This window comes from uncultured Escherichia sp., assembly GCF_948475835.1.
GTDB lineage: Bacteria > Pseudomonadota > Gammaproteobacteria > Enterobacterales > Enterobacteriaceae > ECMA0423.
This window is the reverse complement of sequence record NZ_CAOLGM010000002.1, coordinates 18574-43786: the sequence shown is the minus strand read 5'-3', so window position 1 is coordinate 43786 and position 25213 is coordinate 18574. Positions and strand designations below refer to the sequence as shown.

At 53.6% G+C, this 25213-nt stretch carries 26 protein-coding genes; 14 read left to right on the top strand and 12 right to left on the bottom strand.

Features of this window, described 5'->3' with window-relative positions; genetic code table 11:
- The 4 genes from hycD to hycA all read right to left on the bottom strand — a co-directional run bounded on the left by hycD (position 1) and on the right by hycA (position 3947).
- Positions 1-924 (bottom strand): formate hydrogenlyase subunit HycD, encoded by a 924-nt coding sequence (hycD, locus tag QZF50_RS00755; RefSeq protein WP_000115199.1) that lies wholly within the window; start codon positions 922-924, stop codon positions 1-3.
- 2 nt (positions 925-926) lie between these two features.
- Positions 927-2753, bottom strand: coding sequence for a formate hydrogenlyase subunit 3 (hycC, locus tag QZF50_RS00750; RefSeq protein WP_001274407.1), 1827 nt, complete (start codon positions 2751-2753; stop codon positions 927-929).
- Complete coding sequence (hycB, locus tag QZF50_RS00745) at positions 2750-3361, bottom strand: formate hydrogenlyase subunit HycB (RefSeq protein ID WP_001079181.1); 612 nt, start codon at positions 3359-3361, stop codon at positions 2750-2752. The genes hycC and hycB overlap by 4 nt, the downstream gene beginning before the upstream one ends.
- Before the next feature lie 124 nt (positions 3362-3485).
- Positions 3486-3947, bottom strand: a complete 462-nt coding sequence (gene hycA / locus QZF50_RS00740; protein ID WP_000158056.1) for a formate hydrogenlyase regulator HycA — start codon at positions 3945-3947, stop codon at positions 3486-3488.
- A gap of 211 nt (positions 3948-4158) precedes the next feature.
- On the opposite strand from hycA, the gene hypA reads away from it, so the two are divergent.
- The 6 genes from hypA to flhA all read left to right on the top strand — a co-directional run bounded on the left by hypA (position 4159) and on the right by flhA (position 9928).
- Positions 4159-4509: a hydrogenase maturation nickel metallochaperone HypA gene (gene hypA / locus QZF50_RS00735; RefSeq protein WP_290388808.1), complete on the top strand. Its 351-nt coding sequence runs from the start codon at positions 4159-4161 to the stop codon at positions 4507-4509.
- A gap of 3 nt (positions 4510-4512) precedes the next feature.
- On the top strand, positions 4513-5385 hold the full coding sequence (hypB, locus tag QZF50_RS00730; protein WP_000337665.1) for a hydrogenase nickel incorporation protein HypB: 873 nt from the start codon (positions 4513-4515) through the stop codon (positions 5383-5385).
- Complete coding sequence (gene hypC, locus QZF50_RS00725) at positions 5376-5648, top strand: hydrogenase 3 maturation protein HypC (RefSeq protein WP_000334881.1); 273 nt, start codon at positions 5376-5378, stop codon at positions 5646-5648. Before hypB ends, hypC begins: the two co-directional genes overlap by 10 nt.
- Positions 5648-6769, top strand: coding sequence for a hydrogenase formation protein HypD (hypD, locus tag QZF50_RS00720; RefSeq protein WP_001212982.1), 1122 nt, complete (start codon positions 5648-5650; stop codon positions 6767-6769). Before hypC ends, hypD begins: the two co-directional genes overlap by 1 nt.
- Positions 6766-7776, top strand: coding sequence for a hydrogenase maturation carbamoyl dehydratase HypE (gene hypE / locus QZF50_RS00715; RefSeq protein ID WP_061892516.1), 1011 nt, complete (start codon positions 6766-6768; stop codon positions 7774-7776). The genes hypD and hypE overlap by 4 nt, the downstream gene beginning before the upstream one ends.
- Before the next feature lie 73 nt (positions 7777-7849).
- Positions 7850-9928 (top strand): formate hydrogenlyase transcriptional activator FlhA, encoded by a 2079-nt coding sequence (gene flhA / locus QZF50_RS00710; protein ID WP_061892517.1) that lies wholly within the window; start codon positions 7850-7852, stop codon positions 9926-9928.
- 36 nt (positions 9929-9964) lie between these two features.
- Here the strand turns inward: flhA and QZF50_RS00705 are convergent, their stop codons facing one another.
- Positions 9965-10318: a nitrous oxide-stimulated promoter family protein gene (locus QZF50_RS00705; protein WP_000015499.1), complete on the bottom strand. Its 354-nt coding sequence runs from the start codon at positions 10316-10318 to the stop codon at positions 9965-9967.
- Positions 10319-10394: 76 nt separating this feature from the next.
- The gene (locus tag QZF50_RS00700) at positions 10395-10529 is read right to left on the bottom strand and encodes a hypothetical protein (protein WP_000611926.1); all 135 of its coding nucleotides are present in this window, start codon (positions 10527-10529) and stop codon (positions 10395-10397) included.
- A 75-nt stretch (positions 10530-10604) separates the two neighbouring features.
- Here QZF50_RS00700 and mutS point away from each other — a divergent pair, with 75 nt between their 5' ends.
- On the top strand, positions 10605-13166 hold the full coding sequence (gene mutS, locus QZF50_RS00695) for a DNA mismatch repair protein MutS (RefSeq protein ID WP_001272898.1): 2562 nt from the start codon (positions 10605-10607) through the stop codon (positions 13164-13166).
- Between the two features lie 105 nt (positions 13167-13271).
- Entirely contained in the window at positions 13272-13928 is a 657-nt protein-coding gene (pphB, locus tag QZF50_RS00690; protein ID WP_001141333.1) for a protein-serine/threonine phosphatase, read from the top strand.
- A 50-nt stretch (positions 13929-13978) separates the two neighbouring features.
- Here pphB and ygbI read toward each other — a convergent pair whose 3' ends face one another.
- Positions 13979-14746 (bottom strand): DNA-binding transcriptional repressor YgbI, encoded by a 768-nt coding sequence (gene ygbI, locus QZF50_RS00685; protein ID WP_001297141.1) that lies wholly within the window; start codon positions 14744-14746, stop codon positions 13979-13981.
- A 195-nt stretch (positions 14747-14941) separates the two neighbouring features.
- Between ygbI and ltnD the strand changes: the two genes are divergently transcribed.
- From ltnD to QZF50_RS00660, 5 genes are all read left to right on the top strand, one after another.
- Positions 14942-15850 (top strand): L-threonate dehydrogenase, encoded by a 909-nt coding sequence (gene ltnD, locus QZF50_RS00680; RefSeq protein ID WP_000847985.1) that lies wholly within the window; start codon positions 14942-14944, stop codon positions 15848-15850.
- Positions 15847-17109 carry a 3-oxo-tetronate kinase gene (gene otnK / locus QZF50_RS00675; protein WP_000590392.1) on the top strand — a complete coding sequence of 421 codons (1263 nt, stop codon included), beginning with the start codon at positions 15847-15849 and terminating at the stop codon, positions 17107-17109. The genes ltnD and otnK overlap by 4 nt, the downstream gene beginning before the upstream one ends.
- Positions 17106-17744, top strand: a complete 639-nt coding sequence (locus QZF50_RS00670; protein ID WP_001278994.1) for an aldolase — start codon at positions 17106-17108, stop codon at positions 17742-17744. The genes otnK and QZF50_RS00670 overlap by 4 nt, the downstream gene beginning before the upstream one ends.
- A gap of 4 nt (positions 17745-17748) precedes the next feature.
- A complete protein-coding gene (locus QZF50_RS00665; RefSeq protein WP_001136918.1) occupies positions 17749-18525 on the top strand; it encodes an HPr family phosphocarrier protein in 777 nt (258 codons plus the stop codon).
- A gap of 88 nt (positions 18526-18613) precedes the next feature.
- Positions 18614-19978 carry a GntP family transporter gene (locus QZF50_RS00660; RefSeq protein ID WP_000104439.1) on the top strand — a complete coding sequence of 455 codons (1365 nt, stop codon included), beginning with the start codon at positions 18614-18616 and terminating at the stop codon, positions 19976-19978.
- Between the two features lie 38 nt (positions 19979-20016).
- On the opposite strand, the gene QZF50_RS00655 is transcribed toward QZF50_RS00660, so the two are convergent.
- From QZF50_RS00655 to QZF50_RS00645, 3 genes are read right to left on the bottom strand one after another with little or no spacing between them, the layout of a single operon-like run.
- Positions 20017-20253: a non-oxidative hydroxyarylic acid decarboxylases subunit D gene (locus tag QZF50_RS00655; RefSeq protein ID WP_000562984.1), complete on the bottom strand. Its 237-nt coding sequence runs from the start codon at positions 20251-20253 to the stop codon at positions 20017-20019.
- 10 nt (positions 20254-20263) lie between these two features.
- Entirely contained in the window at positions 20264-21691 is a 1428-nt protein-coding gene (locus QZF50_RS00650) for a non-oxidative hydroxyarylic acid decarboxylases subunit C (RefSeq protein WP_000863195.1), read from the bottom strand.
- Positions 21691-22284 (bottom strand): non-oxidative hydroxyarylic acid decarboxylases subunit B, encoded by a 594-nt coding sequence (locus tag QZF50_RS00645; protein WP_000767707.1) that lies wholly within the window; start codon positions 22282-22284, stop codon positions 21691-21693. The genes QZF50_RS00650 and QZF50_RS00645 overlap by 1 nt, the downstream gene beginning before the upstream one ends.
- A 146-nt stretch (positions 22285-22430) precedes the next feature.
- Between QZF50_RS00645 and QZF50_RS00640 the strand changes: the two genes are divergently transcribed.
- On the top strand, positions 22431-22838 hold the full coding sequence (locus QZF50_RS00640; protein WP_001208070.1) for a MarR family transcriptional regulator: 408 nt from the start codon (positions 22431-22433) through the stop codon (positions 22836-22838).
- A 120-nt stretch (positions 22839-22958) separates the two neighbouring features.
- Here the strand turns inward: QZF50_RS00640 and rpoS are convergent, their stop codons facing one another.
- Positions 22959-23951, bottom strand: coding sequence for an RNA polymerase sigma factor RpoS (gene rpoS, locus QZF50_RS00635; RefSeq protein WP_000081550.1), 993 nt, complete (start codon positions 23949-23951; stop codon positions 22959-22961).
- A gap of 62 nt (positions 23952-24013) precedes the next feature.
- Complete coding sequence (nlpD, locus tag QZF50_RS00630; RefSeq protein WP_224692580.1) at positions 24014-25108, bottom strand: murein hydrolase activator NlpD; 1095 nt, start codon at positions 25106-25108, stop codon at positions 24014-24016.
- Positions 25109-25213: the final 105 nt, after the last annotated feature.

Below are 25213 nucleotides of genomic sequence, written 5' to 3'. Positions count from 1 at the left end.
TCACGCCGCCAGCAAGGAGACGAACGCTAAAAATGCAAAGCCAAACCCAGCCCAGGTAATGCGCGGAGTAATATCAAGACGCAGACGGGCCATGCTGTTTTCGAACAGCGCGATAACCAGGACGCCGACCACCAGTTTGACGATGGCAATCACCAGCGCCAGCAGCAGTCCACCAGCGGTGAAGGTTTCCATTTGTCCCCACGGAATAAACACCCCGACGAACATCTGCAACACCACCAGCTGTTTCAGGCTGATACCCCATTTCATGACGCCAAAGCCGCTACCGCTGTATTCGGAGAGCGGACCTTCCTGCAACTCCTGCTCGGCTTCCGCCAGGTCGAACGGCAGTTTGCCCATTTCGATAAAAGTGGCGAACGCACAGGCACAAAGCGCCAGCACCAGCGGGATGCTCTGGCTCAGCGGCCAGTGATAAACGGTGTCGGTGATGTTGCTGATGTTGGTGGAACCGGCAACCTGTGCGGCAACCCACAGACCAAGCAGCAGCATCGGTTCGACCAGCACGCCAAGCATCGCTTCACGGCTCGCGCCGATAGCAGTAAACGGGCTACCGGTATCCAGACCGGAAATAGCAAAGAAGAAACGCGCGATGGCAAAGAGATACAGTAAGGTGATCAAATCGCCCAGTTGCGGCAGCGGAGAACCGACGGTCACCACCGGCAGCGCAGTAGCGATAGTCAGCATGACGCCCACCATCACATACGGCGTCAGGCGGAACACCCAGCCGGAGGCATCCGGGCCAACGCTCTGGCGGCCCAGCAGTTTGAAAATGTCACGATACTCCTGCAACACACCCGGCCCACGACGGTTATGCAGACGGGCGCGCGCCACGCGGGTAATACCGGAGAGCAGCGGCGCAACGGCAAATAACACCAGCGCCTGAATTAACGGATATAAAACACTCATTCTCAGGCTCCTCGTGAAACAATAATCACCACCAGTACCGCCAGTTCAACCAGCGCCATCCGGCGGAACAGCAACGCACTACCTTCGCACTGCCAGCCCGGCACCAGCGACACCGGATTCAGCCATTTGCGCAGTTTCAGCACTGGCGCAAACGCCTGTTTCACCGGCATGGCAAAACCGTGAGCGGTAATCACCATTGATTTTTCATGGTCGTAGCCGCACACCCAGGCCGCACCGCGGGAACGTGACGGCAGGCGGTCGCCTTTGCAAATCGCCATAATGATGAATGGCAGCAGCGGGCAGGCAATCAGCAGCAATGTGATCATTGGTTGAGAAACGGTGGTGTTAGCAGGCTCCAGAGGCAGAGGTACAGCAGCAGAGAGCATCGGCAGCAGCCACGGCGCAGCAACACCGCCAATTACGCAGCAAATCGCCAGTGCCACTACGCTTACGCTCATCAGGAGCGGCGCACAGGTGGCGTTTTCGGCTTCTTTGGTACGCGGCGCGCCGAGGAACGTGACGCCATAGACTTTCGCCATACACATCACCGCCAGCGCACCGGTAATTGCCAGACCCACAGCGAGCAGCGGCCCCAGCAGACGGGCAACAAACGCGCCGCTATTGCTCAGTTTGAAGAAGGATTGATAGATAACCCATTCCCCGGCAAACCCGTTCAGCGGCGGCAGCGCAGCCATTGCCATTAACCCGACTAACATGGCGATGGAGATAACCGGCATTTTCTTGCCAATACCACCGAGTTTTTCGATATCGCGATGACCGGTACGGAACCAGACGCTCCCCGCTCCGAGGAACAGTACGCTTTTGAACAGGCTATGGTTAAGCAGATGGTACAGACCACCGACCAGGCCAAGAGCAATCAGTGCCGGTTGTTCGAGCGCGATACCCGTTACGCCAGCGCCCAGCCCCAGCAGAATAATGCCGATATTTTCCAGGGTGTGGTAAGCCAGCAGGCGCTGGATGTTGTGTTCCATCAACGCATACAGACCACCGACGAACGCGGTGATCATGCCGAGCACCAGCAGCGCGATCCCCCACCACAGCGGTGCATTACCGCCAAGCAGTGACAGGGTTAACATGCCCAGCAGGCCAATTTTCATGACTACCGTAGAAAACAACGCGGCAGCTGGCGCAGAGGCGTTAGCATGTGCCTGCGGCACCCAGCCGTGCAGCGGAATAATCCCGGCCAGCAGGCCAAAGCCAATCACACCGAGCAGCCAGATATCGGAACCGAGCGGCAGCTGTTGCATACGCATATCCAGCAGGCGCAGATCCAGCGTGCCATAACGCTGCCACAGCAGCCAGCAAGCAATCGCCAGCAGCAGAGTGCCAAGACGCCCCAGCGCAAACCACAGTTTGCCCTCTTTGCTGTTGCTGGTAAGGAACACCGCACACAAGGCCATGACTTCAGCCATTACCACGAACATGCCGAGGTTGCTGGCGATGACGGCGCAGACGGCGGCAGCCATCAACATATTGATCTGCAAGCCGTTGCACTTCACCTGCGCGTGGCGATGCCAGTCAATGTTGTAGAGGCTGACAAACAGACCGCACAGACCGAGCGTAATCAGCCAAATCGCGTTAAGCGGAGAGATTTGCACATCGTAGCTTACCAGCGACAGCGCACCGCTCACGCCAACCGCGCCAGTCAGCACAGTAAAGCCCGCGGCTGCCGTATACAGGCTACCAACCGCGCCGCCAATTCCGGCTATCCAGCCGCTTAGCGCCTTTTGAAAAGAAAAGAGAAATGCCAGAACAGCGGCGGCGACAAACCACGCCACGCCGCTATTGATCAGGGAAATTGCGCTCATTTAGCCTCTCCACTTTGAGCCTGCTGAAACAAGGTGAGATCGCCAAAGTCCGTGTTAAAGGTCAGCTCACGCTTACGTTTGCTAACGCGGGCGATATCGGTGTTATCCACCAGATGCAGGGCTTTGGTCGGGCACATCCGCACGCAGGCCGGACCTTGTTCATCAAAGCTACAAAGGTCACATTTGACGGCGATCGCGCGAATACCCGGCACCCAGTCAAGCAGCGTACTGATACGCGCCGGAGCAGGCGGTGCCGGTGGCGCTTTCGGGGTATTGGCATTTGCAGGAATATCCAGCGGACGGCTGCCGGAAAATTCAATTGCGCCAAACGGGCAGGCGATGCCGCACAGCTTGCAGCTTACGCACAGGCTTTCATTCAACTGCACGGCCCCATCAACGCGGGTGATGGCGTTAACCGGGCAGACCACCGCGCAGGGTGCATCTTCACAGTGGTGACAGAGCTGCGGCGCAGATTCTTTTTCATTCAGCATCACTCTCAGGCGCGGCATTGATTGCAGGCCGTGCTGGCGATGCGTCTCTGAACAGGCGGCCTCACAAGTGTGGCAGCCGATACAGAGCGTGGAGTCAGCAATTACAAAACGATTCACCAGGCATTCCTCAGGTGATTGTCATTTTTGACGAAAACATGCCGATGAAATGTCATTTTCGACACTCATCGACACGCCCATCCCCAAACAGGCGTAACGCCTGCAAAACGGGCAAAGCCTCAGCTCATGCTGCCGGGCTTTGTCCCTTTACCAGTTGGCTTAAATTCACCGGCACATTGTTTTCAATGGCGGTGTATAAGCTGTCGTAAACGCCAGCGATTTTTTCGAGATAGTGTTCCAGAACCTGTTCGCGATCGCGGATGTTGACCTTGCCATCAATCATGCCGTCAATGCTCAGTTGCGCCTGCGCAATCCGCTGTTTGTCTTCGCCATCTTTTGTTTCGACGTAATACTCGATGGTGTGGCTGTTAAAGCCATCCGCCAGGGTGACGTAAATACGAAAATGTTCAAAAAGGACGAAACAGAGTTCTTTGTCCGGCGCGCAGCTCATGGCGTGATGCAGGCGCGCTTTCGATAACGTGATCCCCTGAACCAGCGAATTGCAGTAGATGTGCCACTGGTCCTGTAGGCGACGATGCCGCTGTGCGATGTAATCGGCTTTCTCGCTTATTTCCCAAATAGTCATTGTCAGGTTACCCGTTTAACAGAGATGCCAGCTTTAAGCATTTTTTGTGCCAACTTTTAATTTATTGTTATTAAAGAGATTTTTAAGATAAAGATGAATTTCGTCGCCGTGTCGACGTGTCATTTCGACATCATCGACATTATTCACCGCAGGGATAATCAACACTGGCACAATTATTGCTTGTAGCTGGCAATAGTTAATGGGAGGCGATATGCACGAAATAACCCTCTGCCAACGGGCACTGGAATTGATCGAACAGCAGTCCGCAAAACACGGCGCAAAACGCGTAACTGGGGTCTGGCTCAAAATTGGCGCATTTTCTTGTGTCGAAACCAGCTCTCTTGCCTTTTGTTTTGATCTGGTTTGCCGCGGCAGCGTGGCGGAAGGTTGTAAACTGCACCTCGAAGAACAAGAGGCCGAATGCTGGTGTGAAACATGCCAACAGTATGTGACGCTACTGACCCAGCGCGTCCGCCGCTGTCCACAGTGTCATGGTGACATGCTACAGATTGTGGCAGACGACGGTTTACAGATTCGGCGGATAGAAATAGACCAGGAGTGAGCGATGTGTACAACATGCGGTTGCGGTGAAGGCAACCTGTATATCGAGGGTGATGAACATAACCCTCATTCCGCGTTTCGTAGCGCGCCATTTGCCCCGGCGGCACGCCCGAAGATGAAAATCACCGGCATTAAAGCGCCTGAATTTACCCCCAGCCAGACTGAAGAAGGCGACCTGCATTACGGTCATGGCGAAGCGGGCACTCACGCGCCGGGCATGAGCCAGCGTCGGATGCTGGAAGTCGAAATTGACGTGCTGGACAAAAATAACCGTCTGGCTGAACGCAACCGCGCGCGCTTTGCTGCCCGCAAGCAACTGGTGCTCAACCTGGTTTCCAGCCCTGGTTCCGGTAAAACCACCCTGCTGACGGAAACCTTAATGCGCCTGAAAGACAGCGTTCCGTGCGCGGTTATTGAAGGTGACCAGCAAACCGTGAACGATGCCGCACGCATTCGCGCTACCGGCACACCAGCGATTCAGGTGAACACCGGTAAAGGCTGCCATCTTGACGCACAGATGATTGCCGACGCCGCACCGCGTCTGCCACTGGACGATAACGGTATTCTGTTTATCGAAAACGTTGGCAACCTCGTATGCCCGGCCAGCTTCGATCTCGGTGAAAAACACAAAGTGGCGGTGCTTTCCGTTACCGAAGGTGAAGACAAACCGCTGAAATATCCGCATATGTTTGCCGCCGCCTCGCTGATGCTGCTCAACAAAGTTGACCTGTTGCCGTATCTCAACTTTGACGTTGAAAAGTGCATCGCCTGCGCCCGCGAAGTCAATCCAGAAATTGAAATCATCCTTATTTCCGCCACCAGCGGTGAAGGGATGGACCAGTGGCTGAACTGGCTGGAGACACAGCGATGTGCATAGGCGTTCCCGGCCAGATCCGCACCATTGACGGCAACCAGGCAAAAGTCGACGTCTGCGGCATTCAGCGCGATGTCGATTTAACGTTAGTCGGCAGCTGCGATGAAAACGGTCAGCCGCGCGTGGGCCAGTGGGTACTGGTACACGTTGGCTTTGCCATGAGCGTAATTAATGAAGCCGAAGCACGCGACACTCTCGACGCCTTACAAAACATGTTTGACGTTGAGCCGGATGTCGGCGCGCTGTTGTATGGCGAGGAAAAATAATGCGTTTTGTTGATGAATATCGCGCGCCGGAACAGGTGATGCAGTTAATTGAGCATCTGCGCGAACGTGCTTCACATCTCTCTTACACCGCCGAACGCCCTCTGCGGATTATGGAAGTGTGCGGTGGTCATACCCACGCTATTTTTAAATTCGGCCTCGACCAGTTACTGCCTGAAAACGTTGAGTTTATCCACGGTCCGGGTTGCCCGGTGTGCGTACTGCCGATGGGTAGAATCGACACCTGCGTGGAGATTGCCAGCCATCCGGAAGTCATCTTCTGTACCTTTGGCGACGCCATGCGCGTACCAGGGAAACAGGGATCGCTGTTGCAGGCAAAAGCACGCGGTGCCGATGTGCGCATCGTTTACTCGCCGATGGATGCGTTGAAACTGGCGCAGGAGAATCCAACCCGCAAAGTGGTGTTCTTCGGCTTAGGTTTTGAAACCACCATGCCGACCACCGCCATCACTCTGCAACAGGCGAAAGCGCGTGATGTGCAGAATTTTTACTTCTTCTGCCAGCATATTACGCTTATCCCGACGCTTCGCAGTTTGCTGGAACAGCCGGATAACGGTATCGACGCGTTCCTCGCGCCGGGCCACGTTAGTATGGTTATCGGCACTGATGCCTATAATTTTATCGCCAGCGATTTTCATCGTCCGCTGGTGGTGGCTGGTTTCGAACCGCTTGATCTACTGCAAGGCGTGGTCATGCTGGTGGAGCAGAAAATAGCGGCCCACAGCAAGGTAGAGAATCAGTATCGTCGGGTGGTACCGGATGCCGGTAACCTGCTGGCGCAACAGGCGATTGCCGATGTGTTCTGTGTCAACGGCGACAGCGAATGGCGCGGCTTAGGCGTGATTGAATCTTCTGGTGTACACCTGACGCCAGATTATCAACGATTCGATGCCGAAGCGCATTTCCGCCCGGCACCGCAGCAGGTCTGCGATGACCCGCGCGCACGTTGTGGTGAAGTATTAACGGGCAAATGTAAGCCGCATCAATGCCCGCTGTTTGGTAACACCTGTAATCCTCAAACCGCATTTGGTGCACTGATGGTCTCCTCCGAAGGAGCGTGCGCCGCGTGGTATCAGTATCGTCAGCAGGAGAGTGAAGCGTGAATAATATCCAACTCGCCCACGGCAGCGGCGGCCAGGCGATGCAGCAATTAATCAACAGCCTGTTTATGGAAGCCTTTGCCAACCCGTGGCTGGCAGAGCAGGAAGATCAGGCACGTCTTGATCTGGCGCAGCTGGTAGCAGAAGGCGATCGTCTGGCGTTCTCCACCGACAGTTACGTCATTGACCCGCTGTTCTTTCCTGGCGGTAATATCGGCAAGCTGGCGATTTGCGGCACTGCGAATGACGTTGCGGTCAGTGGCGCTATTCCGCGCTATCTCTCCTGTGGCTTTATCCTCGAAGAAGGATTGCCGATGGAGACACTGAAAGCCGTAGTGACCAGCATGGCAGAAACCGCCCGCACGGCAGGCATTGCCATCGTTACTGGCGATACTAAAGTGGTGCAGCGCGGCGCGGCAGATAAACTGTTTATCAACACCGCTGGCATGGGCGCAATTCCGGCGAATATTCACTGGGGCGCACAGACGCTAACCGCAGGCGATGTATTACTGGTTAGCGGCACGCTCGGCGACCACGGGGCGACTATCCTTAACCTGCGTGAGCAGCTGGGGCTGGATGGCGAACTGGTCAGCGACTGCTCGGTACTGACGCCGCTTATTCAGACGCTGCGTGACATTCCCGGCGTGAAAGCGCTGCGTGATGCCACCCGTGGTGGTGTGAACGCGGTAGTTCATGAGTTCGCGGCAGCCTGCGGTTGTGGTATTGAAATTTCAGAAGCGGCACTGCCGGTTAAACCTGCCGTGCGCGGCGTTTGCGAACTGCTGGGGCTGGACGCCCTTAACTTTGCCAACGAAGGCAAACTGGTGATCGCCGTTGAACGCAACGCGGCAGAGCAAGTGCTGGCAGCGTTACATTCCCATCCACTGGGAAAAGACGCGGCGCTGATTGGTGAAGTGGTGGAACGTAAAGGTGTTCGTCTTGCCGGTCTGTATGGCGTGAAACGAACCCTCGATTTACCACACGCCGAACCGCTTCCGCGTATATGCTAATAAAATTCTAAATCTCCTATAGTTAGTCAATGACCTTTTGCACCGCTTTGCGGTGCTTTCCTGGAAGAACAAAATGTCATATACACCGATGAGTGATCTCGGACAGCAAGGGTTGTTCGACATCACTCGGACACTATTGCAGCAGCCCGATCTGGCCTCGCTGTGTGAGGCTCTTTCGCAACTGGTAAAGCGTTCTGCGCTCGCCGACAACGCGGCTATTGTGTTGTGGCAAGCGCAGACTCAACGTGCGTCTTATTACGCATCGCGTGAAAAAGACACCCCCATTAAATATGAAGACGAAACTGTTCTGGCACACGGTCCGGTACGCAGCATTTTGTCGCGCCCTGATACGCTGCATTGCAGTTACGAAGAATTTTGTGAAACCTGGCCGCAGCTGGCCGCAGGTGGGCTATACCCAAAATTTGGTCACTATTGCCTGATGCCACTGGCGGCGGAAGGGCATATTTTTGGTGGCTGTGAATTTATTCGTTATGACGATCGCCCCTGGGGCGAAAAAGAGTTCAATCGTCTGCAAACATTTACGCAGATCGTTTCTGTCGTCACCGAACAAATCCAGAGCCGCGTCGTCAACAATGTCGACTATGAGTTGTTATGCCGGGAGCGCGATAACTTCCGCATCCTGGTTGCCATTACCAACGCGGTGCTTTCCCGCCTGGATATGGACGAACTGGTCAGCGAAGTCGCCAAAGAAATCCATTACTATTTCGACATTGACGATATCAGTATCGTCTTACGCAGCCACCGTAAAAACAAACTCAACATCTACTCCACTCACTATCTTGATAAACAACATCCCGCCCACGAACAGAGCGAAGTCGATGAAGCCGGAACCCTCACCGAACGCGTGTTCAAAAGTAAAGAGATGCTGCTGATCAATCTCCACGAGCGGGACGATTTAGCCCCCTATGAACGCATGTTGTTCGACACCTGGGGCAACCAGATTCAAACCTTGTGCCTGTTACCGCTGATGTCTGGCGACACCATGCTGGGCGTGCTGAAACTGGCGCAATGCGAAGAGAAAGTGTTTACCACTACCAATCTGAATTTGCTGCGCCAGATTGCCGAACGTGTGGCAATCGCTGTCGATAACGCCCTCGCCTATCAGGAAATCCATCGTCTGAAAGAACGGCTGGTTGATGAAAACCTCGCCCTGACCGAGCAGCTCAACAATGTTGATAGTGAATTTGGCGAGATTATTGGCCGCAGCGAAGCCATGTACAGCGTGCTTAAACAAGTTGAAATGGTGGCGCAAAGTGACAGTACCGTGCTGATCCTCGGTGAAACTGGCACGGGTAAAGAGCTGATTGCCCGCGCGATCCATAATCTCAGTGGGCGTAATAATCGCCGCATGGTCAAAATGAACTGCGCGGCGATGCCTGCCGGATTACTGGAAAGCGATCTGTTTGGTCATGAGCGTGGGGCTTTTACCGGTGCCAGCGCCCAGCGCATTGGTCGTTTTGAACTGGCGGATAAAAGCTCCCTGTTCCTCGACGAAGTGGGCGATATGCCACTGGAGTTACAGCCGAAGTTGCTGCGTGTATTACAGGAACAGGAGTTTGAACGTCTCGGCAGCAACAAAATCATTCAGACGGATGTGCGTCTAATCGCCGCGACTAACCGCGATCTGAAAAAAATGGTCGCCGACCGTGAGTTCCGTAGCGATCTCTATTACCGCCTGAACGTATTCCCGATTCACCTGCCGCCACTACGCGAGCGTCCGGAAGATATTCCGCTGCTGGCGAAAGCCTTTACCTTCAAAATTGCCCGTCGTCTGGGGCGCAATATCGACAGCATTCCTGCCGAGACGTTGCGCACCTTGAGCAATATGGAGTGGCCGGGTAACGTACGCGAACTGGAAAACGTCATTGAGCGCGCAGTATTGCTAACACGCGGCAACGTGCTGCAGCTGTCATTGCCAGATATTGTTTTACCGGAACCTGAAACGCCGCCTGCCGCAACGGTTGTCGCCCAGGAGGGCGAAGATGAATATCAGTTGATTGTTCGCGTGCTGAAAGAAACCAACGGCGTGGTTGCCGGGCCTAAAGGCGCTGCGCAACGTCTGGGGCTGAAACGCACGACCTTGCTGTCACGGATGAAGCGGCTTGGAATTGATAAATCGGCATTGATTTAACTGCAAATTGCCGGACAGATCTGCCTGTCCGGCATACTATTCACGAGTTTTTTTCGGACGATATTTTTCCGGCAGTTCTGGCACCGGACGCTTGTCATCGATGAGATGACGCACGGTTAAGATCGGATGACGCCACAGCATTCGCGGCCCGGCCCAACGCATAATCTGTTTCATCTCTTCACGCTTTGCTGGCTGGTAACAGTGCACCGGACACTGCTTACAGGCTGGTTTCTCTTCGCCGAACACACATTTATCCAGCCGCTTTTGCGCGTAAACAAACAACGCCTCGTAATGCTCCGGCTCCGCTGACGCCTGCGGGCATTTCGCTTGATAAAGATCGATCATTTTTTTAATCGTCAGTTTTTCACGAGAGATACGCTTGCCGGACATGCTGCCTCCATACTCTTAAGGTGTATTTATATTACAACTTAATTTGAAAGGGGACTATGGCTCTGAAGGAGGAGGTTTATTCAACCGACGCAATTTTGCGTACTTGCTTCATAAGCATCACGCAAAAGCTGCAAAACAGCATCTTTCCCGGAACCAGCATCAAGAACTCGCCGTTCGCTTCTTCCCCTGAAATGATTAACTCCGGTATCATGTGCGCCTTATGTGATTACAACGAAAATAAAAACCATCACACCCCATTTAATATCAGGGAACCGGACATAACCCCATGAGTGCAATAGAAAATTTCGACGCCCATACGCCCATGATGCAGCAGTATCTCAAGCTGAAAGCCCAGCATCCCGAGATCCTGCTGTTTTACCGGATGGGTGATTTTTATGAACTGTTTTATGACGACGCAAAACGCGCGTCGCAACTGCTGGATATTTCACTGACCAAACGCGGTGCTTCGGCGGGAGAGCCGATCCCGATGGCGGGGATTCCCTACCATGCGGTGGAAAACTACCTCGCCAAACTGGTGAATCAGGGCGAGTCCGTTGCCATCTGCGAACAAATTGGCGATCCGGCGACCAGCAAAGGTCCGGTTGAGCGCAAAGTTGTGCGTATCGTTACGCCAGGCACCATCAGCGATGAAGCCCTGTTACAGGAGCGTCAGGACAACCTGCTGGCGGCTATCTGGCAGGACAGCAAAGGTTTCGGCTACGCGACGCTGGATATCAGCTCCGGGCGTTTTCGCCTGAGCGAACCGGCCGACCGCGAAACGATGGCGGCAGAGCTGCAACGCACTAATCCGGCGGAACTGCTGTATGCAGAAGATTTCGCCGAGATGTCGCTGATTGAAGGCCGTCGCGGCCTGCGCCGTCGCCCGCTGTGGGAGTTTGAAATCGACACCGCGCGCCAGCAGTTGAATCTGCAATTTGGCACCCGCGATCTGGTCGGTTTTGGCGTCGAGAACGCGCCGCGCGGACTTTGTGCTGCCGGTTGTCTGTTGCAGTATGCGAAAGATACCCAACGCACGACCCTGCCGCATATTCGTTCTATCACCATGGAACGTGAGCAGGACAGCATCATTATGGATGCCGCGACACGTCGTAACCTGGAAATTACTCAGAACCTGGCGGGCGGTGCGGAAAATACGCTGGCTTCTGTGCTCGACTGCACCGTCACGCCGATGGGTAGTCGTATGCTGAAACGCTGGCTGCATATGCCAGTGCGCGATACCCGCGTGTTGCTTGAGCGCCAGCAAACTATTGGCGCATTGCAGGATTTCACCGCCGAGTTGCAGCCGGTACTGCGTCAGGTCGGCGACCTGGAACGTATTCTGGCACGTCTGGCTTTACGAACTGCTCGCCCACGCGATCTGGCCCGTATGCGCCACGCTTTCCAGCAACTGCCGGAGCTGCGTGCGCAGTTAGAAACTGTCGATAGTGCACCGGTACAGGCGCTACGTGAGAAGATGGGCGAGTTTGCCGAGCTGCGCGATCTGCTGGAGCGAGCAATCATCGACACACCGCCGGTGCTGGTACGCGACGGTGGTGTTATCGCATCGGGCTATAACGAAGAGCTGGATGAGTGGCGCGCGCTGGCTGACGGCGCGACCGATTATCTGGAGCGTCTGGAAGTCCGCGAGCGTGAACGTACCGGCCTGGACACGCTGAAAGTTGGCTTTAATGCGGTGCACGGCTACTACATTCAAATCAGCCGTGGGCAAAGCCATCTGGCCCCCATCAACTACATGCGTCGCCAGACGCTGAAAAACGCCGAGCGCTACATCATTCCAGAGCTAAAAGAGTACGAAGATAAAGTTCTCACCTCAAAAGGCAAAGCACTGGCACTGGAAAAACAGCTTTATGAAGAGCTGTTCGACCTGCTGTTGCCGCATCTGGAAGCGTTGCAACAGAGCGCGAGCGCGCTGGCGGAACTCGACGTGCTGGTTAACCTGGCGGAACGGGCCTATACCCTGAACTACACCTGCCCGACCTTCATTGATAAACCGGGCATTCGCATTACCGAAGGTCGCCATCCGGTAGTTGAACAAGTACTGAATGAGCCATTTATCGCTAACCCGCTGAATCTGTCGCCGCAGCGCCGTATGTTGATTATTACCGGCCCGAACATGGGCGGTAAAAGTACCTATATGCGCCAGACCGCACTGATTGCGCTGATGGCCTACATCGGCAGCTATGTACCGGCACAAAAAGTCGAGATTGGACCTATCGATCGCATCTTTACCCGCGTAGGCGCGGCAGATGACCTGGCTTCCGGGCGCTCAACCTTTATGGTGGAGATGACTGAAACCGCCAATATTTTACATAACGCCACCGAATACAGTCTGGTGTTAATGGATGAGATCGGGCGTGGAACGTCCACCTACGATGGTCTGTCGCTGGCGTGGGCGTGCGCAGAAAATCTGGCGAATAAGATTAAGGCATTGACGCTGTTTGCCACCCACTATTTCGAGCTGACCCAGCTACCGGAGAAAATGGAAGGCGTCGCCAACGTACATCTCGATGCGCTGGAGCACGGCGACACTATCGCCTTTATGCACAGCGTGCAGGACGGCGCGGCGAGCAAAAGCTACGGTCTGGCGGTTGCTGCTCTGGCGGGCGTACCGAAAGAGGTTATTAAGCGCGCACGGCAAAAACTGCGTGAGCTGGAAAGCATTTCGCCGAACGCCGCCGCTACGCAAGTGGATGGTACGCAAATGTCTTTGCTGTCCGTACCAGAAGAAACTTCGCCTGCGGTCGAGGCACTGGAAAACCTGGACCCGGATTCACTGACTCCGCGTCAGGCGCTGGAGTGGATTTATCGCTTGAAGAGTCTGGTGTAATAACAACTCCCGATAGTCTTTTGCTATCGGGAATATTAACGACAACTGACGAATCAAATAAAAATACCCTGTATAATAGGAAAGCTTATTTTACAGGGTCAAACCATGCCATCTACACGCTATCAAAAAATCAATGCCCATCACTATCGCCATATATGGGTCGTTGGTGATATTCATGGTGAATATCAGTTATTACAATCCCGCTTACATCAACTCTCTTTTTTCCCCGAAACCGACTTACTTATTTCGGTAGGCGATAACATCGATCGTGGGCCGGAGAGTCTTGACGTCCTGCGCCTGCTAAACCAGCCCTGGTTTATCTCCGTTAAAGGCAACCACGAAGCAATGGCGCTGGATGCGTTCGCGACCGGCGATGGCAATATGTGGCTTGCCAGCGGTGGTGACTGGTTTTTCGATTTAAATGATTCAGAGCAACAAGAGGCAATAGATCTGTTGCTGAAATTCCATCACCTTCCACATATTATTGAAATCACTAACGACATAATAAAATATGTCATCGCACATGCAGATTATCCGGGGAGTGAATATCTCTTTGGTAAAGAAATAGCGGAGAGCGAATTACTCTGGCCTGTTGATCGTGTGCAGAAATCGCTTAATGGCGAGTTACAACAAATAAACGGCGCTGATTATTTTATATTTGGACATATGATGTTTGATAACATTCAGACGTTCGCTAACCAGATTTATATTGATACCGGATCGCCGAAAAGTGGGCGGCTGTCATTTTATAAAATAAGGTAGTCTCATGCTTCTTCTGTGAAGCATGAGTAACCAGATGTTATTGCAGGCCATTATTCATTTTTCGCTACCAGCAAAGAGAGATCCTGCTTCGCCAGCGCGCGACTGGCACTCTCCGGCAAACCGTCGTCTGTAATAATCTGATCAAACTCGCTTAATGGTAACGCCAGCCATGTCGCCACCTGACCATATTTCGTCGCATCACAGACCAAAACTCGCTGGCGGCTGGCACTGGCAATCGCCCGTTTCACCGTGACTTTATCTTCCGCTGGCGTAGAAATCCCCCGCACACTCCATGACGATGCAGAAATAAAAGCCTGATCAATCATCAGGCTGCGCAGCATGGTCGCAGCGGCTTCCCCGACACAGGAACGGTTTTCCCGACACACTGCACCGCCAGTGTGAATAATTGTGCAATTACTGTTGTCGAGCAAGTAGTTCGCAATAACGAAATCGTTTGTGACCACAGTCAGTGACTCCATGTGAATCAGATGCTGTGCTATCGCTAACGTGGTCGTTCCCGCATCCAGATAGATACAACTTCCCGGCTGAACAAGACTTGCCGCCAGCTTGCCAATAGCCGCTTTTTGCGTCATTGCCAGCGCAGTTTTTACCTGATGAGAAGGTTCATGCGCCACGCGTCCCGGAGACTGGACGCCTCCGGACACCAGCACAACGGCTCCCTGCTGCTCCAGTTTTTGTAAATCCCGACGAATGGTCATATGTGACACATTCATTCTGTCCGTTAGTTCAGCAATACTGACAATGCCTTTTTCAGCTACCATCTCAAGGATGATTTGGCGACGCTCTACGGGTATCAACTTTTGCTCCTTCCTTTGTCCTGCTGACATTCTACGCTATTTGCCTGCGAAACGTGCGCGGCGCAACTAACGCTTAGTTCACATAAAATAACACACAATGTTAATTTATGTGAATCAGCTCACCATATCGTTATCTTCCAGCGCTTATATTCACAATATCAAACAAAATATTACTTAAATTAACAAGGAGAGCAGATGAAAACGGGATCTGAGTTTCATGTCGGTATCGTTGGCTTAGGGTCAATGGGAATGGGAGCAGCACTGTCATGTGTCCGCGCAGGTCTTTCTACCTGGGGCGCAGACCTGAACAGCAATGCCTGCGCTACGTTGAAAGAGGCAGGTGCTTGCGGGGTTTCTGATAACGCCGCGACGTTTGCCGAAAAACTGGACGCTCTGCTGGTGCTGGTGGTCAATGCGGCCCAGGTTAAACAGGTGCTGTTTGGTGAAACAGGCGTTGCACAACATCTGAAACCCGGTACGGCAGTAATGGTTTCTTCCACTATCGCTAGTGCTGATGCGCAAGAAATTGCTACCGCTCTGGCTGGATTCGATCTGGAAATGCTGGATGCGCCAGTTTCTGGTGGTGCAGTAAAAGCCGCTAACGGTGAAATGACTGTCATGGCCTCCGGTAGCGATATTGCCTTTGAACGACTGGCACCCGTGCTGGAAGCCGTTGCCGGAAAAGTTTATCGCATAGGTGCAGAACCGGGACTAGGTTCGACCGTAAAAATTATTCACCAGTTGTTAGCGGGCGTACATATTGCTGCCGGAGCCGAAGCGATGGCACTTGCAGCCCGTGCGGGGATCCCGCTGGATGTGATGTATGACGTCGTGACCAATGCCGCCGGAAATTCCTGGATGTTCGAAAACCGGATGCGTCATGTGGTGGATGGCGATTACACCCCGCATTCAGCCGTCGATATTTTTGTTAAGGATCTTGGTCTGGTTGCCGATACAGCCAAAGCCCTGCACTTCCCGCTGCCATTGGCCTCAACAGCATTGAATATGTTCACCAGCGCCAGTAACGCAGGTTACGGGAAAGAAGACGATAGCGCAGTTATCAAGATTTTCTCTGGCATCACTCTACCGGGAGCGAAATCATGATCAAGATTGGCGTTATCGCCGATGATTTTACCGGCGCGACGGATATCGCCAGTTTTCTGGTGGAAAACGGTCTACCAACGGTACAAATTAACGGTGTTCCAACAGGTAAAATGCCGGAAGCAATCGACGCACTGGTGATCAGCCTGAAAACGCGCTCCTGTCCGGTGGTTGAAGCCACACAGCAATCGCTGGCGGCTCTGAGCTGGTTGCAACAGCAAGGTTGCAAACAGATCTATTTCAAATACTGCTCTACTTTCGACAGTACGGCGAAAGGTAATATCGGCCCGGTTACCGATGCATTAATGGATGCTCTCGACACGCCGTTTACGGTCTTCTCTCCGGCCCTGCCGGTCAACGGACGTACGGTTTATCAGGGGTATTTGTTCGTAATGAATCAACTGCTGGCCGAATCCGGGATGCGCCATCACCCGGTAAATCCCATGACCGACAGCTATCTTCCCCGTCTGGTTGAAGCGCAATCCACAGGGCGCTGCGGCGTCGTTTCGGCACATGTTTTCGAACAAGGTGTGGATGCCGTTCGTCAAGAGCTGGCTCGCTTACAGCAAGAGGGCTACCGCTACGCGGTGCTTGATGCGCTGACCGAACACCATCTGGAAATTCAGGGAGAAGCCTTGCGCGATGCCCCACTGGTAACGGGCGGTTCTGGTCTGGCGATTGGCCTGGCCCGGCAGTGGGCGCAAGAAAACGGTAACCAGGCTCGCGAAGCAGGGCATCCGCTCGCTGGGCGCGGCGTAGTGCTCTCCGGTTCATGCTCTCAAATGACCAACCGCCAGGTGGCACATTACCGTCAAATTGCACCAGCCCGTGAAGTTGATGTGGCACGCTGCCTCTCAACCGAAACTCTGGCCGCTTATGCACACGAACTGGCAGAGTGGGTTCTGGGCCAGGAAAGTGTACTTGCTCCACTGGTTTTTGCCACCGCCAGCACTGACGCATTGGCAGCAATTCAACAGCAATACGGTGCACAAAAAGCCAGTCAGGCAGTAGAAACTCTATTTTCTCAACTAGCGGCGCGGTTAGCAGCGGAAGGCGTGACACGCTTTATTGTCGCAGGCGGTGAGACCTCCGGCGTAGTCACACAGAGCCTGGGCATAAAAGGGTTTCATATTGGCCCAACCATTTCCCCCGGCGTGCCGTGGGTAAACGCACTGGATAAGCCTGTCTCACTCGCCCTTAAATCTGGCAACTTCGGTGATGAAGCCTTTTTTTCACGAGCCCAAAGAGAGTTTTTATCATGAGCGATTTCGCAAAAGTAGAGCAGTCTTTGCGAGAGGAGATGACGCGGATTGCCAGTTCATTCTTTCAGCGCGGCTATGCAACCGGTTCGGCTGGCAATCTGTCGCTGCTTTTACCTGACGGGAATTTACTGGCGACACCGACAGGTTCATGCCTGGGCAATCTCGATCCGCAGCGGCTTTCCAAAGTCGCCGCGGATGGCGAATGGTTAAGTGGTGACAAACCCTCGAAAGAGGTGCTCTTTCATCTGGCGCTGTATCGCAACAATCCGCGCTGTAAAGCGGTGGTGCATTTGCACAGCACATGGTCGACGGCGCTTTCCTGCCTGCAAGGGCTGGACAGCAGCAACGTTATTCGTCCGTTCACACCATACGTGGTGATGCGGATGGGAAATGTCCCGCTGGTGCCTTATTACCGACCGGGCGATAAACGCATCGCACAGGATCTGGCGGAACTGGCAGCAGACAATCAGGCTTTTTTACTGGCAAATCATGGCCCAGTGGTTTGCGGTGAAAGCCTGCAAGAAGCCGCCAACAATATGGAAGAGCTGGAGGAAACGGCAAAGCTGATTTTTATTCTCGGTGACCGCCCGATCCGTTATCTGACCGCAGGTGAAATTGCGGAATTAAGGAGTTAATGCAATGCCTCGTTTTGCAGCTAATTTATCCATGATGTTCACCGAAGTGCCTTTTATTGAACGCTTCGCCGCAGCGCGAAAAGCCGGGTTCGATGCTGTGGAATTTCTGTTTCCCTATGACTACTCCACCCTGCAAATCCAAAAGCAACTGGAGCAAAACCATCTGACACTGGCGCTGTTCAATACCGCTCCCGGAGATATTAATGCGGGGGAATGGGGATTATCCGCCCTTCCCGGACGTGAGCACGAAGCACACGCAGACATCGACCTGGCACTGGAATATGCATTGGCGCTCAATTGTGAACAAGTCCATGTGATGGCAGGCGTCGTGCCCGCTGGCGAAGACGCTGAACGGTACCGGGCAGTATTTATCGATAATCTCCGCTACGCTGCCGACCGCTTTGCGCTACACGGCAAGCGAATATTAGTTGAAGCACTCAGCCCCGACGTTAAGCCTCATTATCTCTTCTCCAGCCAGTATCAGGCACTGGCTATTGTTGAAGAGGTTGCGCGAGATAACGTGTTTATTCAACTAGATACTTTTCATGCGCAAAAAGTAGATGGCAACCTGACGCATTTAATCCGCGACTACGCTGGGAAATATGCGCACGTACAAATTGCCGGACTACCTGATCGACATGAACCGGACGATGGAGAAATCAACTATCCGTGGCTGTTCCGCCTGTTCGATGAGGTGGGATATCAGGGCTGGATCGGTTGTGAATATAAACCTCGTGGCCTCACCGAAGAAGGGCTTGGCTGGTTTGACGCCTGGCGCTAATTCGTTAAATCCCTAATTACAACGTACCCATACATCCCCCCATCTACGGATGGGGTAGGTTAACTATAACTTTCAGACAGGGTTTCCCATGTCCACAATTACATTGTTATGCATTGCGTTAGCTGGCGTAATCATGCTGTTGCTGCTGGTCATCAAGGCAAAGGTACAACCATTCGTTGCTCTGCTCCTCGTCAGCCTGTTAGTCGCACTTGCGGCGGGTATACCGGCGGGCGAAGTGGGTAAAGTGATGATCGCCGGGATGGGCGGTGTGCTTGGTTCCGTCACTATTATTATTGGTCTGGGCGCTATGCTGGGGCGTATGATCGAACACTCTGGTGGTGCAGAGTCACTGGCTAATTATTTCAGTCGCAAGTTAGGTGACAAACGAACTATCGCTGCGCTGACTCTGGCAGCGTTCTTCCTCGGTATTCCCGTCTTCTTTGATGTCGGCTTTATTATTCTTGCGCCAATCATTTACGGTTTTGCCAAGGTTGCCAAAATATCGCCACTCAAATTTGGCCTGCCTGTCGCTGGAATCATGCTAACTGTTCATGTGGCGGTACCGCCGCATCCAGGCCCTGTCGCCGCAGCGGGGTTACTCCACGCAGACATCGGCTGGCTAACCATCATCGGTATTGCGATTTCTATTCCCGTAGGGATTGTTGGCTACTTTGCAGCGAAAATAATCAATACGCGCCAATATGCGATGTCGGTGGAAGTACTGGAACAGATGCAACTGGCTCCGGCCAGTGAGGAAGGCGCAACAAAATTAAGCGATAAAATAAATCCACCGGGCGTCGCGCTGGTCACCTCGCTAATTGTTATTCCTATCGCGATTATCATGGCGGGTACGGTTTCCGCAACACTGATGCCGCCTTCGCATCCCCTGCTTGGTACGCTACAGCTGATCGGCTCACCAATGGTAGCTCTAATGATTGCGCTGGTGCTGGCATTCTGGTTATTGGCTTTACGTCGCGGCTGGAGCTTACAACACACCAGCGACATTATGGGCTCAGCCCTTCCCACTGCGGCGGTAGTGATTTTGGTTACTGGTGCTGGAGGGGTATTTGGCAAAGTGCTGGTGGAATCGGGCGTCGGCAAAGCCCTTGCCAATATGCTACAAATGATTGACCTGCCTCTGTTACCAGCCGCATTTATTATTTCACTGGCTCTGCGTGCATCGCAGGGGTCAGCAACCGTAGCAATCCTGACAACCGGCGGGTTACTCTCAGAAGCGGTGATGGGATTGAATCCGATTCAGTGCGTATTGGTGACGCTGGCAGCCTGCTTTGGTGGGCTTGGCGCGTCACATATTAATGACTCAGGGTTCTGGATTGTGACCAAATATCTGGGGTTGTCGGTAGCAGACGGTCTGAAAACCTGGACAGTGTTAACGACCATTCTCGGTTTTACCGGATTCTTAATTACCTGGTGCGTATGGGCGGTAATTTGACCTTAATAAAAAGGTCCGATGGGCATCGGACCTTTTATTTAACGCTTACCTTCCACCAGCAGCGGCGGGATGCTCGGCACCATTGGCGCGTCATCAATATCTTTCTGCGTCATGCGGAACGCTTCGGGATAATGTTCGCGGCTGGTACGGCGCAGCGGTTCGGTATCGCGCCAGGTATAAAGGCAATGCTGGCACTGATATACCGTCCAGACATCTTTCACCGGCGATTTCGCCATCACTTCAATCTGTTCATCGGCACAACGTGGACAAATCATCTTCTTCTCCTTATTTACGTGCAGCCAGCATAGCGGTCAGTTTTTCAGCCCAGGCTTTGGTTTCCGGTAAATCCACCACCGGTTGGCTGTAGTGACCACGGTTGTCCGGGGCGACAGGCGTAGTGGCGTCGATAATCAGCTTGTCGGTGATCCCCGCAGGGCTTGAGCCTGGATCGAGTTCCAGCACGGACATATTCGGCAACTGCACCAAATCCCCTGCCGGGTTCACTTTCGAGGAGAGCGCCCACATCACCTGCGGCAGGTTGAACGGGTCAACGTCTTCATCGACCATAATCACCATCTTCACGTAGCCCAGACCATGCGGCGTGGTCATTGCGCGCAGGCCCACCGCGCGGGCAAAGCCGCCGTAGCGTTTTTTGGTGGAGATAATCGCCAGCAGGCCATGGGTGTACATGGCGTTTACCGCCTGCACTTCCGGGAACTCGGCTTTCAGCTGCTGATACAGCGGCACGCAGGTGGCTGGCCCCATCAGGTAGTCGATTTCGGTCCACGGCATACCGAGGTACAGCGATTCGAAAATCGGCCTGGTGCGGTAAGAGACTTTATCGATGCGCACCACGGTCATGTTACGCCCGCCGGAGTAGTGCCCGGTAAACTCACCGAACGGCCCTTCGATTTCGCGTTTACGGCTTTCGATAACCCCTTCGAGGATCACTTCTGAACCCCACGGCACATCAAAACCGGTCAGCGGGGCGGTGGCGATCGGGTACGGGCTTTCACGCAGCGCGCCTGCCATTTCGTACTCGGACTGATCATATTTCAGCGGCGTGGCCCCCATCAGCGTGATGATCGGATCGTTACCGAGCGTGATCGCAATCGGCAGATCTTCACCGCGCTCTTCTGCTTTATGCAGATGCAGGGCGATATCGTGCATCGGCACCGGTTGCAGGCCGAGCTTACGCTTGCCCTTCACTTCCATGCGGTAGATGCCGACGTTCTGCTTGCCGAAGTTATCCGGGTCGAGCGGATCGCGGGAAACCACGCACGCTTTGTCGAGATAGAAACCGCCATCGCCATCGTTTAAACGAAACAGCGGCAGGATATCGAACAGGTTGATCTCGTCGCCATCAACGGTGTTCTGCGCCCAGGCTGGATTGGCGCGGCGCTCCGGGGCAATCGGGAAGTTATCCCAGCGGCGGATAAACTCATCAATCTGCTTTTTAACCGGGGCATTTGGCGGCAGGCCGAGGGAAATCGCGTGGTTCTGCCAGGAACCGATGGTGTTCATCGCCACGCGGGCATCGGTAAAGCCGCGAATATTATCAAACCACAGCGCGGGCGCGCCGTCGCCGATACGCCCGGTGGCGTTAGCTGCTGCTGCCAGATCCGGCTCAGCGTTCACCTCTTCGCTGATTTTCAGTAACTGGCCGTGGTCATCAAGCGCCTGTAAAAAGCTGCGTAAATCATCAAATGCCATTATTCATTCTCCTGAGAAAAATTCCGGGCCTGCGGCAATCCTTGCCAGCGCCTGGCATGGGGATGTTCGAGGCCAAATTGATCCAGCACGCGGGCTACCACATGGTGGACAATGTCATCTACCGTTTCGGGATGGTTATAAAAGGCAGGCATCGGCGGCACCATCGCCACGCCCATGCGTGAAAGTGCGAGCATATTTTCGAGATGGATGGTGCTAAGCGGCATTTCACGCGGCACCAGCACCAGTTTGCGGCCTTCTTTGAGCACGACGTCCGCCGCGCGCCCTACCAGGCCATCGGCGTAACCAGCGCGGATACCGGCGAGCGTTTTCATACTGCACGGAATAACGATCATGCCGTCGGTACGAAAAGAACCGGATGAGATGATCGCCGCCTGATCCGCCGGGTTATGGCTGAAGTCTGCGAGGGCAGCAACATCGTGAGCGCTGTAAGGCGTTTCTAGTTCAATGGTGGTTTTCGCCCACTTCGACATCACCAGATGAGTCTCGACATTCGGCATATCCCGCAGCGCTTGCAGTAATGCCACACCAAGAGGCGCACCGGTAGCCCCTGTCATCCCGACGATCAGTTTCATTGCTTATCCTCTTAATTGTTCGTATACGAACGTTATTATTAACATACTCCTTCATTTCCACAGCGGCAAGGATTGAAAAGTAACAACATCTTCTTCGTCACTAAAAAACCGCTATGATAGCGACAGAGAATTAGCCCGGAGTTTACATGGCGTTACGAAATAAAGCGTTCCATCAGTTACGACAGCTTTTTCAGCAGCACACGGCTCGCTGGCAGCACGAGTTACCTGACCTGACCAAACCACAGTACGCGGTGATGCGCGCCATTGCTGATAAACCTGGTATCGAACAGGTGGCACTGATAGAAGCAGCTGTCAGCACCAAAGCAACGTTAGCAGAAATGTTGGCAAGAATGGAAAATCGTGGCTTAGTCAGACGTGAACATGACCCCGCTGATAAGCGGCGACGCTTTGTCTGGTTGACTGCCGAAGGCGAAAAGATACTTGCTGCGGCGATACCCATTGGTGACAGCGTGGATGAGGAATTTTTGGGGCGTTTGAGTGGAGAAGAGCAGGAGCTGTTTATGCAGCTGGTGCGCAAGATGATGAACGCATAGGGGGCAAATTTCCGGATGCGACGCTATCGCGTCTTATCCAGACTACAAATACACCGACTCACCAACCGAAAGAAAAAAGGCCAGCCTCGCTTGAGACTGGCCTTTCTGACAGATGCTTACTTACTCGCGGAACAGCGCTTCGATATTCAGCCCCTGCGTTTGCAGGATTTCGCGCAAACGGCGCAGGCCTTCAACCTGAATCTGGCGAACACGTTCACGGGTGAGGCCAATTTCACGACCTACATCTTCCAGTGTTGCCGCTTCGTACCCCAGCAAACCGAATCGACGTGCCAGCACTTCACGCTGTTTGGCGTTCAGCTCGAACAGCCATTTGACGATGCTCTGCTTCATATCGTCATCTTGCGTGGTATCTTCCGGACCGTTCTCTTTTTCATCGGCCAGGATGTCCAGCAACGCTTTTTCGGAATCACCACCCAGCGGGGTGTCTACCGAGGTAATGCGCTCGTTAAGACGAAGCATACGGCTGACGTCATCAACTGGCTTATCCAGTTGCTCTGCGATCTCTTCCGCACTTGGTTCATGGTCCAGCTTATGGGACAACTCACGTGCGGTTCGCAGGTAAACGTTCAGCTCCTTTACGATGTGAATCGGCAAACGAATAGTACGGGTTTGGTTCATAATCGCCCGTTCAATCGTCTGGCGAATCCACCAGGTTGCGTATGTTGAGAAGCGGAAACCACGTTCCGGGTCAAACTTCTCTACCGCGCGGATCAGCCCCAGGTTGCCCTCTTCGATAAGGTCCAGCAACGCCAGACCACGATTGCCATAACGGCGGGCAATTTTTACCACCAGACGCAAGTTACTCTCGATCATCCGGCGGCGAGAGGCGACATCTCCACGCAGTGCGCGACGCGCAAAATAAACTTCTTCTTCGGCCGTTAACAGTGGTGAATAACCAATCTCACCAAGGTAAAGCTGAGTCGCGTCCAACACACGCTGTGTGGCTCCCTGCGATAACAGTTCCTCTTCGGCCAAATCGTTATCACTGGGTTCCTCTTCTACTAAGGCCTTTTCGTCAAAAACCTCAACTCCGTTCTCATCAAATTCCGCATCTTCATTTAAATCATGAACTTTCAGCGTATTCTGACTCATAAGGTGGCTCCTACCCGTGATCCCTTGACGGAACATTCAAGCAAAAGCCTGGTTCCGCCGATTTATCGCTGCGGCAAATAACGCAGCGGGTTTACGGATTTCCCCTTGTAACGAATTTCAAAATGCAAGCGTGTTGAACTGGTTCCGGTGCTACCCATGGTTGCTATTTTTTGCCCCGCCTTCACTTCTTGTTGTTCCCGGACCAGCATTGTGTCGTTATGGGCGTAGGCACTCAGGTAATCATCATTATGTTTGATGATAATCAGATTACCGTAGCCGCGCAGCGCGTTACCGGCATAAACAACGCGGCCATCTGCGGTCGCGATAATTGCCTGTCCTTTGCTGCCTGCGATATCAATCCCCTTGTTGCCCCCCTCAGAAGCGCCAAAGGTTTCGATCACTTTGCCCTCAGTCGGCCAGCGCCAGGTGGAGATAGGCGTACTGGTTGATGTACTGCTGACAGTTGGCTCGGTTGTGCTTGCTGTTGGTACCGTTACAGGCGCTGTGACCGTGGTCGCAGCTGGCTTGTTGTTCGGCAACATTTTGTTAGCACTCTGTTCACCCGAAGATTCAGAATACGTAATTGTCGGTTGCGACGCAACAGCAACGGTGGAATTTTGTGCAGGCTTGATCACAACTCCTTGCTCTGCTGCGTCGGCCTGGGTAATGGCATTTCCGCCAGTGATTGGCGTACCGGAAGCATTACCCACCTGCAAGGTCTGACCAACGTTCAGCGCGTATGGTGCCTGAATATTGTTGCGCTGAGCAAGGTCACGGAAATCGTTGCCAGTAATCCAGGCGATATAGAAAAGTGTGTCGCCTTTTTTCACGGTATAGGTACTGCCGCTATAACTGCCTTTCGGAATGTTCCCATACTGACGGTTATAGACGATGCGTCCGTTTTCCATCTGTACCGGCTGCTGAGCTACTGGCTGCACTGGCTGGATTTGCGGTTGTTGAGTAGCCTGAATTTGTGGCTGCTGTACCGGCTGAATTTGCGGTTGCTGGGCTGTAGACGTCGTCCCCATTTTCGGCGGCGGCGTAATCAACATACCAGAATTGGTATTTGCAGGCGCATTGCCATTAACGGAGCTGACCGGTGCCGGTGGATTTGAAGTGTCAGAACAGCCTGCCAGCCATAGCGAAACCAGTGACAAAGCCGCAATGCGGCGAACGGTGAATTTTGGGCTTCCCGCGCTCATTTATCCCCCAGGAAAAATTGGTTAATAACCAGTGACATAATTACCGTGCAAGGCACCCTA

Coding starts and splice junctions, on each gene's coding strand:
- hypA (WP_290388808.1), top strand. CDS start 4,159: ATGCACGAAATAACCCTCTGCCAACGGGCACTGGAATTGATCGAACAG.
- hycA (WP_000158056.1), bottom strand. CDS start 3,947: ATGACTATTTGGGAAATAAGCGAGAAAGCCGATTACATCGCACAGCGG.
- hypC (WP_000334881.1), top strand. CDS start 5,376: ATGTGCATAGGCGTTCCCGGCCAGATCCGCACCATTGACGGCAACCAG.
- ltnD (WP_000847985.1), top strand. CDS start 14,942: ATGAAAACGGGATCTGAGTTTCATGTCGGTATCGTTGGCTTAGGGTCA.
- mutS (WP_001272898.1), top strand. CDS start 10,605: ATGAGTGCAATAGAAAATTTCGACGCCCATACGCCCATGATGCAGCAG.
- QZF50_RS00700 (WP_000611926.1), bottom strand. CDS start 10,529: ATGATACCGGAGTTAATCATTTCAGGGGAAGAAGCGAACGGCGAGTTC.
- otnK (WP_000590392.1), top strand. CDS start 15,847: ATGATCAAGATTGGCGTTATCGCCGATGATTTTACCGGCGCGACGGAT.
- hypB (WP_000337665.1), top strand. CDS start 4,513: ATGTGTACAACATGCGGTTGCGGTGAAGGCAACCTGTATATCGAGGGT.
- QZF50_RS00670 (WP_001278994.1), top strand. CDS start 17,106: ATGAGCGATTTCGCAAAAGTAGAGCAGTCTTTGCGAGAGGAGATGACG.
- QZF50_RS00640 (WP_001208070.1), top strand. CDS start 22,431: ATGGCGTTACGAAATAAAGCGTTCCATCAGTTACGACAGCTTTTTCAG.
- rpoS (WP_000081550.1), bottom strand. CDS start 23,951: ATGAGTCAGAATACGCTGAAAGTTCATGATTTAAATGAAGATGCGGAA.
- QZF50_RS00660 (WP_000104439.1), top strand. CDS start 18,614: ATGTCCACAATTACATTGTTATGCATTGCGTTAGCTGGCGTAATCATG.
- QZF50_RS00655 (WP_000562984.1), bottom strand. CDS start 20,253: ATGATTTGTCCACGTTGTGCCGATGAACAGATTGAAGTGATGGCGAAA.
- hypD (WP_001212982.1), top strand. CDS start 5,648: ATGCGTTTTGTTGATGAATATCGCGCGCCGGAACAGGTGATGCAGTTA.
- QZF50_RS00665 (WP_001136918.1), top strand. CDS start 17,749: ATGCCTCGTTTTGCAGCTAATTTATCCATGATGTTCACCGAAGTGCCT.
- QZF50_RS00645 (WP_000767707.1), bottom strand. CDS start 22,284: ATGAAACTGATCGTCGGGATGACAGGGGCTACCGGTGCGCCTCTTGGT.
- hycC (WP_001274407.1), bottom strand. CDS start 2,753: ATGAGCGCAATTTCCCTGATCAATAGCGGCGTGGCGTGGTTTGTCGCC.
- QZF50_RS00650 (WP_000863195.1), bottom strand. CDS start 21,691: ATGGCATTTGATGATTTACGCAGCTTTTTACAGGCGCTTGATGACCAC.
- QZF50_RS00705 (WP_000015499.1), bottom strand. CDS start 10,318: ATGTCCGGCAAGCGTATCTCTCGTGAAAAACTGACGATTAAAAAAATG.
- hycD (WP_000115199.1), bottom strand. CDS start 924: ATGAGTGTTTTATATCCGTTAATTCAGGCGCTGGTGTTATTTGCCGTT.
- pphB (WP_001141333.1), top strand. CDS start 13,272: ATGCCATCTACACGCTATCAAAAAATCAATGCCCATCACTATCGCCAT.
- flhA (WP_061892517.1), top strand. CDS start 7,850: ATGTCATATACACCGATGAGTGATCTCGGACAGCAAGGGTTGTTCGAC.